Raw genomic sequence first — 11,764 nt, 5'->3', positions numbered from 1 at the left:
ACTTTCACGTGAAAGTGCGGCTTCGGCGGGTCAGGAGTCCTTGAGGGGGAAGCCGCCGCCGATGCCTCGCCAGGCGAGGTTGGCGGTGAGGGCGACGGCTTCTTCGCGGCTCATCGACTGGTGGTGCTGCAGCCAGAACCGGGCGCTGACCTGGCTCATCCCGACCAGGCCCACCGCCAGCAGCCGCGCCTTGTCCTCGTCGAGACCGGCGTCCGCGGTGATCGTGTCCGTGATCGCGTCGACGCTCGCCGACGTCGCGCGGTCGACCGCCTCCTGGACCGCCGGCTCGCCGCGCAGGTCGGACTCGAAGACCATCCGGAACGCGCCCGCGTCGTTGCTGACGAAGTCGAAGAACGCGCCGACCGTCGCCGGGACGCGCTGCTTGTTCTCGGTCGTCGAGTTCAACGCGTTCTGGACGCGCTTGACCAGTTCGTCGACGTGGCTTTCCAGCAGCGCGATGTACAGGTCGAGCTTGCCGGGGAAGTGCTGGTAGAGCACCGGCTTGCTGACACCGGCCACTTCGGCGATCTCGTCCATCGCGGCGGCGTGGTAGCCGTTCTCGGCGAAGACCCGCTGCGCCGCGGCGAGGAGCTGGGCCCGGCGCTCGGTCCGGGGCAGCCGCACCCCACGTTGCTGCAGCCGTGTCATCTCCGTCATGCTCTTCCTCCCGTCTTCACACCCTTCGACGGGCGGGGTCGCCACCGCGTGAAGTCGCCCTGAAGATTACTCGCCGGTATGTATGCCTTGCCAAGTGTCGGGCATCCTGGATTCGTGAACACCGCCGCGACCACGCGGGCGCCGCTGACCCACGTGCCCATGTCGACCAGGGAACTTCCGCCCCTGGAGCCGATCCTCCCGCCCTGGCCGGCGACCTTCGAAGAAACCGGCCCGGCCCGCCTCCACGTCCGCCGCACCCCGGGCCCGGACGGCGTCCCCGCGGTCTACGTGCACGGCCTCGGCGGCTCCTCGACGAACTGGACCGACCTGGCCGCGCTGCTCGCGCCGGTCGCCGGCGGCACCGCCCCCGACCTGCCCGGATTCGGCTATTCGGAGCCCGAAGCGGGCTTCGACTTCAGCCTCCAGGGCCACGCGGACGTCGTCGCGCGGCACATCGAGGCCGTCGGCGCGCCGGTGCACCTGCTCGGCAACTCGATGGGCGGCGCGATCGCGCTGCTCATCGCCGAACGGCGCCCCGAGCTGGTCAAGACGCTGACGCTCATCTCACCCGCGATGCCGGACCGCCGGCCCGACCCGCGACGGCTGTCCGACCCGCGGATGGCGCTGGCCTACCTGCCGCTGGTCGGCGGGCGCGTGCGGGCGCAGCTGGCCGCGCTCGGCCCGCGGGAACGCGCCGCGCAGGTCATCAAGCTGTGCTTCGCGGACCCGTCGAGGTTCCCCGAGAGCCGGCTGGACGAGCTGACCGAGGAGCACGGCGCCCGCGCCGGGTTCACCTGGGCCGCGCCCGCGATGGCCCGCAGCACCTTCGCCATCTTCCGGGCCTGGTCGACGCTCGGGAAGGCGTCCCTCTGGGCCGCCGCACCGCGGGTCCAGGCGCCGACCCTGGTCGTCTGGGGCCGCGACGACCGCGTGATCTCCGTGCGACGCGCCGTCCGGACCGCGCGCGCGTTGCCGAGGGCCCGGCTGCTGGTGCTCCCGCGCACCGGCCACGTGGCGCAGATGGAACGCCCGATTGCCGTAGCGAAGGCCGTTTTGGGGATGTGGGAGCACGTCGACGCCGGGACCTGGTGACCCGATCGGGTGCCCACTGATCGCCGGACGACCCGCCAGTCGCCGAGGGCGGCGGCCCGGCGCTGTGGCACCCTGGTGCGGTGGACCGGGTGAAGCAGGACGCGCGAGGCGAAGATCGGCGGGCTCCCCACCGCGCGTCGGCCCGCCGTGCGCCGCACGGCGCCCCGGAGCCCGAAGACCCTCCGCGCACCGGGCAGTACCGCCCGTCGCGGGCGCTGGCCGAGCGCGTCGCCGAAGACCGCTACCGCCCGGGTAGCCGCCGGACCACCGCCGAGCCGCTGAGCGCCTCCTGGAAGCCGCACAAGGCGGCCGGTGAGGCGAAGGCGGAGGCCGACCCGCCCCAGTCGGCGCTGCACAAGCTCACCAGGACCTACGGCTGGCGCGTCTACGCCCTGCCGATCCTCGTGGTGCTGACCGTGCTCGTCGTGGTCAACACCGCGAACAGCCCGGCCGAGCCGATCGCCGAGCAGGGCGCGCCCGCCGGGGTCGAGTCGGCGGGCGGCGACACTTCCGGCGGCGCCATCGACGGCAACGGCGACCAGGGCATCCCGGAGAACCCCGCCACCCCGGTCGACCTCAAAGTCCCGACCGCGGACCTGCCGACCGGCAGCCCGTTCACCCAGGCCGGGGCGGGCACCTGGCACACAGTTCCAGGCAGCGGGCCGAAGATCGGCAACGGGAAGCCGTACACCTACACCGTCGACGTCGAGGACGGCATCGACCCGGCGAGCTACGCCGGGGACGACGCTTTCGCCGCGGCTGTGCAGGGCACGCTGTCGGATCCCAAGAGCTGGACGTGGGACGGCAAGATCGCCCTCCAGCGCGTCGACAAGAACTTCCCCAACCCGACGTTCAAGGTGAGCCTCACCACCCCGGAGACGACGCACCGCGCGGACGCCTGCGGCTTCCAGATCACCTTCGAAGCGTCCTGCTACCGCAAGAGCATGGGGCGCGTGCTGATCAACCTGGCCCGCTGGGTGCGCGGCGCGAAGGCGTTCGGCGCGGACATGACCGCGTACCGGCAGTACGCCATCAACCACGAGGTCGGGCACGCCCTGGGCAACCAGCACGTCGGCTGCGGCGGCAACGGCCAGCCCGCGCCGGTGATGATGCAGCAGTCCTTCGGCGTCTCCGACGACTACGTCTCGATGCTCAACGACATCCCCGGCGGCGACAAGGGCAAGGTGGCCAAGGACGGCCGCGTCTGCGTCCCCAACGCCTGGCCGAATCCCACTCCCAAGAGCTGATCCCAGCATCTGGGCATCCGGGAAGGTCTTTTTGCCAGCGGGTGTTGTGCATAGTGGGATGGACGCACCCGCGAGATGGAGGACCCGATGTCAGCACTGCCGCCGCTCGTCGAGCCGGCTGCCGAGCTCACCAAGGAAGAGGTGGCGCGGTACAGCCGTCACCTGATCATCCCGGACGTCGGGGTGACCGGGCAGAAGCGGCTCAAGAACGCGAAGGTCCTGGTCATCGGCGCCGGCGGCCTCGGCAGCCCCGCGCTGCTGTACCTGGCCGCGGCCGGGGTCGGCACGCTCGGCATCGTCGACTTCGACGTCGTCGACGAGTCGAACCTGCAGCGCCAGGTCATCCACGGCCAGTCGGACATCGACAAGCTCAAGGCCGCGTCCGCGCAGGAGTCGATCGCCGAGATCAACCCGCTGGTCAAGGTGCACCTGCACACCGACCGGCTGGACTCGTCGAACGCGCTCGAGATCTTCGAGCAGTACGACCTGATCGTCGACGGCACCGACAACTTCGCCACGCGCTACCTGGTGAACGACGCCGCGGTGCTGCTCGGCAAGCCGTACGTCTGGGGCTCGATCTTCCGCTTCGAGGGCCAGGTCAGCGTCTTCTGGGAGGACGCGCCGAACGGCAAGGGCCTCAACTACCGCGACCTCTACCCGGAGCCGCCGCCCCCGGGCATGGTCCCCTCCTGCGCCGAGGGTGGCGTGCTGGGCGTGCTCTGCGCGTCCATCGGCTCGATCATGGTGACCGAGGCGATCAAGCTCATCACCGGCATCGGCGAGACGCTGCTCGGGCGCCTCATCAGCTACGACGCGCTGGAGATGAAGTACCGCGAGGTCAAGATCCGCAAGGACCCGGAGACCCCGCAGATCACCGAGCTGATCGACTACGAGGCGTTCTGCGGTGTGGTGTCCGACGAGGCAGCTTCGGCGGCTTCGGGCAGCACGATCACGCCCGCGGAGCTCAAGGCCAAGTTCGACAACGGCGACAACTTCGCCCTCATCGACGTCCGCGAGCCGCACGAGTACGAGATCGTCAACATCAAGGGCGCGACGCTGGTCCCGAAGGACCGGATCCTGTCCGGCGAGGCGCTGGCGGAGCTGCCGCAGGACAAGCCGATCGTGCTGCACTGCAAGTCCGGCGCCCGGTCCGCGGAGGCGCTCGCCGCGCTGCACGCGGCCGGCTTCAAGGACGCGACGCACCTCGGTGGCGGTGTCCTGGCCTGGGCGAAGCAGATCGACCCGAGCCTGCCGACCTACTGACAGTGGCTCCCGCGAAGGCCGCCTCCGGCTTCGGAGGCGGCCTTCGCGGCGTTTCGTCCGAGTCGCACTGCACGTTCTAAAACACTGTGTGACCAGCGCGTCTTCTCGATCGTGGCGGGCTCTGCCGGGTACCGTCACCAGTTGTGCGGTCAACCCTCGAACGTCCCCCGGCGCACGTCTGCGCGGCCTTCGGCGGCCTGGACGACGGCAGCGAGCCGATGCCGGACTCGGCGGCGTGGCGCTGCGGCGACCTCGTGCTCAAGCCGGTCACCGACAAGGCGGAAACGCTCTGGACGGCCCGCGCGCTCGACTACGTCGACGAGCCGGGCCTGCGCGTGGCGAAGCCGGTCCGCTCCTCCGACGGCCGCTGGATCGTCGGCGGCTGGACGGCGTCCCGGTTCGTCGCGGGCGCGCCGGAACACCGCGGTGACGCCTCCGTGCTGGCGGCGGTGAAGCTGCACCGCGCGACCATGGGCCTGCCGCGGCCGGACTTCATCGCCGGCCGCAAGGACGTCGACGCGGTCGCCGACCGCGTCGCATGGGAAGAGCTCGAAGTCCCGCTCGAGGAGACGAAGGGCGGCCGCTGGTTCGAGGTCCTCGCCGGCGCCCGCCGCCCGGTCCGGCTGCCGTCGCAGGTGGCGCACGGCGAGCTGCTCGCGGGCCTGCTCTTCGACGGCGACGCCGCCCCGGGTGTCGTCGACTTCGTCCCGTACTACCGCCCGGGCGAGTACGGCGCGGCGATCGTCGCGGTCGACGCCCTCGCCTGGGGCGACGCGACCCGTGACCTGCTCGAACGCTGGGCGCACCTGCCGGAGTGGCCGCAGCTGCTGCTGCGCGCGGTGCTGTTCCGGCTTGCGGCGCACGCGCTGAACCCGCGGTCCACGCACGCCGCGCTGGACGGCCTCCGCGCGGCGGCCCGCGAGGTCAGCGGCGTCCTGTGAGCGCGCGCACCTCACCGCCGGGGCGGCGTGAGGTCCGCCGCAATGTCAACTGCCTGAAACATTCGGTCGATTCCGAGTAACACGGCCTCCTTAGCGTCAGGGCCTGTCCCCGAGACGCCGAGGAGAGAACGCCGTGGCGCACCAAGGAAAGCACTGGATCGAGCACTGGGAACCGGAGAACGAGCAGTTCTGGGCGTCGACCGGCAAGCGGGTCGCCCGCCGCAACCTGTGGTTCTCGGTGCTGGCCGAGCACATCGGCTTCTCGGTCTGGACACTGTGGTCGGTCATCGTCCTGTTCATGGGCAAGGACTACGGCTTCTCCGCGGCCGACAAGTTCCTGCTCGTCTCGACGCCGACGCTGGTCGGCGGTCTGATGCGGCTGCCCTACACCTTCGCCGTGGCGAAGTTCGGCGGGCGCAACTGGACGGTCGTGTCCGCGCTGCTGCTGCTCGTCCCGACGGTCCTGGCCGCGGTCGTACTGCACCCCGGCACGTCACTCGGCACGTTCCTGCTGGTCGCGGCCCTCGGCGGGGTCGGTGGCGGCAACTTCGCGTCGTCGATGACGAACATCAACACCTTCTACCCGGAGAAGCACAAGGGCTGGGCCCTCGGCCTCAACGCCGGGGGTGGCAACCTCGGCGTCGCGGCGATCCAGCTGGTCGGGCTCCTGGTGATCGGCACGGCGGGCGCGACCGCGCCGCGGCTCGTGCTCTACGTCTACCTCCCGCTGATCGTGGTCGCCGCGGTGTGCGCGTACTTCTACATGGACAACCTCGCCACGGTGAAGGGCGACACGAAGGCGATGCGCGAGGTCGTCAAGGACGCGCACACCTGGGTGATGTCGCTGCTTTACGTCGGCACGTTCGGCTCGTTCATCGGGTACAGCTTCGCGTTCGGGCTGGTGCTGCAGAACCAGTTCGGCCGCACGCCGCTGCAGGCGGCCGCGGTCACCTTCCTCGGCCCGCTGCTCGGCTCGCTCTCACGCCCGGCGGGCGGCCGGCTCGCCGACCGGATCGGCGGCGGCAAGATCACCGTCGCCACGTTCGCCGGGATGGCGCTGGCGACGGTCGTGCTGATCCTGGCCTCGACGTCGAAGTCCCTGGTGCTGTTCACGGTCGCGTTCATCGTGCTGTTCGTGCTCGCCGGCGTCGGCAACGGCTCGACGTACAAGATGATCCCGGCGATCTTCCGGGCGAAGGCGCGGACGGCGATCGCGAACGGCGCCGACGAGGCCGCCGAGCTGCTCAAGGCGCGGCGGCTGTCCGGCGCGCTGATCGGTCTGGCCGGCGCGATCGGCGCCGAGGGCGGCCTGTTCATCAACCTCGCGTTCCGGCAGTCGTTCGCCGACGCTCGCAGCGGGGTGCCCGCGTTCATCGGGTTCCTGGTCTTCTACGGGCTGTGCTTCGCCGTCACGTGGGTGGTCTACCTGCGCAAACCCGCCGAACAGCCGACGGGTGAGCGCGGTCTGGCGCTCGCGGGAGCGGAGGTCTGAGATGCCGACCCTGGTCGTCGCCGGACACGGCATGGTCGCACACCGGCTCGTCGAGGCGGTGCGAGCGGAAGACCCCGCCGGCTCCTGGCACGTCGTCGTCCTCTCCGAGGAGCCGCGCCCGGCGTACGACCGGGTGGCGCTGACGTCCTATGTGGACACCTGGGATCCGGCTTCCCTGGCGCTGCCGGGCTCGGACTACGCGGACGATCCCTCGGTCGACCTGCGGCTCGGCGAGCCGGTCACGTCGGTGGACCGGGCCGCGCACACGGTGACCACCGCGTCCGGCGCCGTGGTCTCCTACGACGCGCTGGTCCTGGCCACCGGCTCACGGCCGTTCGTGCCGCCGGTGCCCGGTCACGACCTGCCCGGCTGTTTCGTCTACCGGACCATCGAGGACCTCGACGCGATCCGCGCGGCGGCCGTCGACAAGCCGGGCCGCGGGCGGCGCTCGGCCGTCGTCATCGGTGGTGGCCTGCTCGGCCTGGAGGCCGCGAAGGCGTTGCGGGACATGGGACTTTCCCCGCACGTCGTCGAGATGGCGCCGCGGCTGATGCCGCTGCAGGTCGACGAAGGCGGCGGCGCGCTGCTGCGGCGGCTCATCACCGCGCTGGACGTGACCGTCCACACGGGAACGTCGACCGACGCCATCGAGGCCGACGGCTCCCGGCTGGTGGCGCGCCTGGGCAACGGGACCGAGCTGGACGTCGACCTCGTGGTGTTCTCCGCCGGGGTCCGGCCGCGCGACGACCTCGCCCGTCAGTCCGGTTTGGACGTCGGCCCGCGCGGCGGTGTCCTGGTCGATTCCTCCTGCCGCACCAGCGATCCGGCGGTGTACGCGATCGGTGAGTGCGCGGCCGTCGACGGCCGGGTGTACGGCATCGTGGCGCCCGGCTACGCGATGGCGGAGATCGTCGCCGCGCAGCTGACCGGCGGGTCCGGGACGTTCCCGGAGCCGGACACCTCCACGAAGCTGAAGCTGATGGGGGTCGACGTCGCGTCGTTCGGGGACGCGCACGCCCGGGCGGAAGGCGCGCTGGAAGTCGCGGTCAACGACGCCGTCGCCGGGACGTACAAGAAGCTCGTGGTCACCGACGACGGCAAGACGCTGCTCGGCGGTGTCCTCGTCGGCGACGCGACGGAGTACAACACCCTGCGTGCGCTGGTCGGCCGTCCGCTGCCGGCCGAGCCGGGCGCGATCCTGGCCCCGGCGGGCGGTGGCGCGGCCGTCGGTGTCGACGCGCTGCCGGACGCGGCGCAGATCTGCTCGTGCAACGCGGTGTCCAAGGGGGCGATCACCCGCGCCATCCACGAAGACGGTTGCGACTCCGTGCCGAAGCTCAAGGCCTGTACCCGGGCCGGGACCGCGTGCGGCTCCTGCGTCCCGCTGCTGGGCAAGCTGCTGACGGCGTGCGGGGTCGAGCAGTCGAAGGCCGTGTGCGAGCACTTCCCGCAGTCACGCGCGGAGCTGTTCGAGATCGTCCAGGCCACGCGCATCACGACGTTCAGCGAGCTGATCGGCCGCTACGGCTCGGGCAGCGGCTGCGCGGTCTGCAAGCCGGCGGTCGCGTCGATCCTGGCCACGCTCGGCAACGGGCACGTGCTCGCCGGGGAGCAGCTGACGTTGCAGGACACCAACGACCGGTACCTGGCGAACCTGCAGCGCAACGGCACCTACTCGGTCGTCCCGCGGATTCCCGGCGGTGAGATCACGCCGGAGAAGCTGATCGTCATCGGCCAGGTGGCGCAGGACTTCGGGCTGTACACCAAGATCACCGGCGGCCAGCGGATCGACCTGTTCGGGGCCACCGTGGACCAGCTGCCGCTGATCTGGCGGCGGCTCGTCGACGCCGGGTTCGAGTCCGGGCACGCCTACGGCAAGGCGCTGCGCACGGTCAAGTCGTGCGTCGGGTCGACGTGGTGTCGCTACGGCGTGCAGGACAGCGTCGGGCTCGCGATCGAGCTGGAGCTGCGGTACCGCGGGCTGCGGTCGCCGCACAAGCTCAAGTCGGCGGTGTCCGGGTGTGCGCGGGAATGCGCGGAGGCGCGGAGCAAGGACTTCGGGATCATCGCCACGGAGAACGGCTGGAACCTTTACGTCGGCGGCAACGGCGGCACGACCCCGCGCCACGCCGACCTGCTGGTGTCCGATGTGGACAGTCACACTCTGATCCGCACCATCGACCGGTTCCTGATGTTCTACGTCCGCACGGCCGACCGGCTGCAGCGGACCGCGCCGTGGATCGAGGAGCTCGACGGCGGGCTCGACCACCTGCGCGCGGTGATCGTCGACGACTCGCTCGGCATCTGCGAAGACCTCGACGCGGCGATGGCCAAGCACGTCGACAACTACGCCGACGAGTGGAAGGGCGTGCTGGAGGACCCGGAGAAGCTGGCCCGGTTCACCTCTTTCGTCAACGCGCCGGGCACACCCGACCCGGCGATCTCGTTCCGGTCGGAGCGTTCGCAGAAAGTGCCGGTCATGCTGGGTGTCCCGGAGGTGCGCCGATGACGACGTCGATCGAACGAACCTGGACGGCGGTGTGCCCGGCGTCCGCGGTCCCGGAGTACACGGGTGTCGCGGCGCTGCTCGACGACGGTGTCCAAGTGGCGATCTTCCGGCTGCCCGGCCGGTGGTACGCACTGTCCAACTGGGACCCGTGCAGCGGTGCGGCGGTGCTTTCCCGCGGCATCGTCGGTGACGCGGGCGGGGTGCCCGTGGTGGCCTCACCGGTCTACAAAGAACAGTTCGCGCTCGACAGCGGCCGGTGCCTGGACGCCGAGGGGGTCTCCGTCGCGGTGTACGAAGTGCGCGTGCGGGAAGGCGTGGTCGAAGTGGAGTCGCCGTGACGGAAGTGCTCCCGCTGGCCGGATTTGTCATCGGCATCACCGCGGCGCGCCGGGCCGACGAGCTCGGCGCGCTGCTGGTGCGCAAGGGGGCGGGGGTCCGGTACGGCCCGGCGATCCGGATCGTGCCGCTGACCGACGACACCGAGCTGCGCGCGGCGACGGCGGCGCTGCTGGAGTCGCATGTGGACGCGGTGGTCGCGACCACCGGCATCGGCTTCCGCGGCTGGCTCGAAGCCGCCGAGGGCTGGGGCCTCGGTGACGCGCTGGTCGCCCGGCTTTCGACGGCCGAGCTGCTGGCACGCGGCCCGAAGGTGACGGGGGCGATCCGCGCGGCGGGGCTCTCGGAGGCGTACTCGCCGGCGTCGGAGAGCAACGCGGAGCTGCTGCAGCACCTGCTCGCGTCGGGGGTCGCGGGCCGGCGCATCGCGGTGCAGCTGCACGGCGAGCCGCTGCCGTACTTCGTCGAGGCGCTGCGCGCGGCCGGGGCCGAGGTGATCGAGATTTCGGTGTACCGCTGGGTCGGCCCGGTCGACCCGGGGCCGGTGGACCGCCTGCTGGACGGCGTCCTCGACGGGTCGATCCACGCGTTGCCGTTCACGAGCGCGCCCGCGGTGGCGTCGCTGCTGGCGCTGGCCCGCCGGACGGGCCGGCTGCCGGGCCTGGTTTCGGCCCTGTCCGGCCCGGTGGTGGCGGCGTGCGTCGGCCCGATCACGGCGGGCCCGCTGGCGGCGTTGGGCGTGCCCACGGTGCAGCCGCATCGCGCGCGGATCGGAGCGCTGGCCCGGACGGTCTCGGAGACGCTGCTGTCGCGGTCCCCGCGGTTTTCGGCGGGCGGGCTGTCGATCGAGATCCGCGGCCAGGCGGCGGTGGTCGACGGCGAGTGGCGCGAGGTGGCCCCGGCGCCGATGTCGTTGCTGCGAGCACTGGCGGCGTCGCCGGGGCGGGTGGTCTCGCGGCGCGAGCTGATTTCGGCCCTGCCGGGAGGCGGCGAGGAGCACGCGGTGGAGACGGCGATCGGCCGGCTGCGGACGTCCCTCGGCGGCGGCCGGGTGGTGCAGACCGTGGTGAAGCGCGGGTACCGGCTCGCGGTGGACGCCTAAGCGGGCAGCTTCCCGCTCACGACTCCGTCCAAGCGACCGTGTGCTTGCCGAAGCCTCGGGCCGCCGCCACTCGCGCGGCTTCCGCCTCCGCCTCCTCGCGCACCGCCGGGCGCAGCGGGGCGAACGCCGTCACGGTGAACGCCAGCTTCGCGCCGCTGCCCTTGGTCCGCCACGTGCCCGCGATGTCGCCGTCGGCCAGCAGGACGCCCGGGTTGCCCAGCATCTTCCAGACTTCCTTGCGCCGCGCCGGATCCGGGACGAGCAACGCCTTGTCGCGCGCCTGGACGAACGGGTCGAACGGCGGCAGCAGCCGCACCACGTCCGGCTCCGGCGGGTTCTCCAGCGCCGCCAGCCGGTCGGCGGGCAGGTACCGGGTCTTGCCCTCGACGTCCACCGAGACCAGGTCTGACGGCCACGTCCGGTCCACGACCGCCCGGGCCGTCCCGACGAACTCCGCCGCGTCGCCGGGGGAGGCCGGGCCGTTGAGCCGCAGGTACGCCTCGACGACCGACGTTGCCGCCGCGACGTCCGGGGTCTTCCGCATCCGGCCGCGGCCCTTCAGCGGCGCCAGGGTCGCCGGGGCCGCGCCCGCCACCAGCCGGACCCCCGCGTGCGGCGCCGCGATGCGCATCAGCTGCTCGTGGATGTGCGTCGCGTCGCAGCCGCGGCACCAGCGCGAGAACGCCGGTGGCAGCTTCTTCGTCACCGCCGTGCTGACCGCGCCCTTGGTCATCGGTTCCTTGACCACCGCGCGGAGGGCTTCGGCCGCCGTGAAGACCACTTCGGACGCCGCCAGGCCGGTCGCGGCCAGTTCCTTGCGCTGCCACAGCATCCGGGCCAGCGCGTCCGCGTCGTCCAGCGGCACCAGAGCGCGGGTCACCTCGGCGAGGTCCAGGTGGTAGTGCGGCGCGCCCCGCAGCGTCCAGGCGAGCACGAGCCGCGGGTCGTCCACAAGGGACACTTCACCGTCCAGCCGGGCCACGAGGGCGAGCAGCGCGGTGTCACGCATGCTGTCCTGCAGCCCGGCCCGGACGACGGCGAGGTCGGCGACGTCCCGCGCCGTGCGGTGCAGCCCGTGTTCGGCGATGCGGTAGGCGAGTACCTGGCGACGGTCCACCTGCGGCT

At 71.9% G+C, this 11,764-nt stretch carries 10 protein-coding genes; 8 read left to right on the top strand and 2 right to left on the bottom strand.

The window, feature by feature from the left end; all coding sequences use genetic code 11:
• Window positions 1-30: 30 nt before the first annotated feature.
• On the bottom strand, window positions 31-657 hold the full coding sequence (locus tag ACZ61C_RS05005) for a TetR/AcrR family transcriptional regulator (protein ID WP_465303004.1): 627 nt from the start codon (window positions 655-657) through the stop codon (window positions 31-33).
• Between the two features lie 159 nt (window positions 658-816).
• Here ACZ61C_RS05005 and ACZ61C_RS05000 point away from each other — a divergent pair, with 159 nt between their 5' ends.
• From ACZ61C_RS05000 to ACZ61C_RS04965, 8 genes are all read left to right on the top strand, one after another.
• The gene (locus ACZ61C_RS05000) at window positions 817-1,749 is read left to right on the top strand and encodes an alpha/beta fold hydrolase (protein WP_465304185.1); all 933 of its coding nucleotides are present in this window, start codon (window positions 817-819) and stop codon (window positions 1,747-1,749) included.
• 80 nt (window positions 1,750-1,829) lie between these two features.
• Entirely contained in the window at window positions 1,830-2,996 is a 1,167-nt protein-coding gene (locus tag ACZ61C_RS04995; RefSeq protein ID WP_465303002.1) for a DUF3152 domain-containing protein, read from the top strand.
• 87 nt (window positions 2,997-3,083) lie between these two features.
• A complete protein-coding gene (gene moeZ, locus ACZ61C_RS04990) occupies window positions 3,084-4,259 on the top strand; it encodes an adenylyltransferase/sulfurtransferase MoeZ (protein WP_465303000.1) in 1,176 nt (391 codons plus the stop codon).
• 143 nt (window positions 4,260-4,402) lie between these two features.
• Window positions 4,403-5,200, top strand: a complete 798-nt coding sequence (locus tag ACZ61C_RS04985) for a TIGR02569 family protein (RefSeq protein ID WP_465302998.1) — start codon at window positions 4,403-4,405, stop codon at window positions 5,198-5,200.
• A 133-nt stretch (window positions 5,201-5,333) separates the two neighbouring features.
• Window positions 5,334-6,692, top strand: coding sequence for a nitrate/nitrite transporter (locus ACZ61C_RS04980; RefSeq protein ID WP_465302996.1), 1,359 nt, complete (start codon window positions 5,334-5,336; stop codon window positions 6,690-6,692).
• Between the two features lies 1 nt (window position 6,693).
• Window positions 6,694-9,201, top strand: a complete 2,508-nt coding sequence (nirB, locus tag ACZ61C_RS04975; RefSeq protein WP_465302994.1) for a nitrite reductase large subunit NirB — start codon at window positions 6,694-6,696, stop codon at window positions 9,199-9,201.
• A complete protein-coding gene (gene nirD / locus ACZ61C_RS04970) occupies window positions 9,198-9,539 on the top strand; it encodes a nitrite reductase small subunit NirD (protein WP_465302992.1) in 342 nt (113 codons plus the stop codon). Before nirB ends, nirD begins: the two co-directional genes overlap by 4 nt.
• On the top strand, window positions 9,536-10,639 hold the full coding sequence (locus tag ACZ61C_RS04965) for a uroporphyrinogen-III synthase (protein ID WP_465302990.1): 1,104 nt from the start codon (window positions 9,536-9,538) through the stop codon (window positions 10,637-10,639). Before nirD ends, ACZ61C_RS04965 begins: the two co-directional genes overlap by 4 nt.
• A gap of 16 nt (window positions 10,640-10,655) precedes the next feature.
• Here ACZ61C_RS04965 and ACZ61C_RS04960 read toward each other — a convergent pair whose 3' ends face one another.
• On the bottom strand, window positions 10,656-11,756 hold the full coding sequence (locus tag ACZ61C_RS04960) for a DNA glycosylase AlkZ-like family protein (protein WP_465302988.1): 1,101 nt from the start codon (window positions 11,754-11,756) through the stop codon (window positions 10,656-10,658).
• Between the last annotated feature and the right edge of the window lie 8 nt (window positions 11,757-11,764).

Source organism: Amycolatopsis sp. NPDC104587 (genome assembly GCF_055583645.1).
The sequence above is the reverse complement of the archived record's forward strand: the minus strand, read 5'-3'. Positions and strand labels throughout refer to the sequence as shown.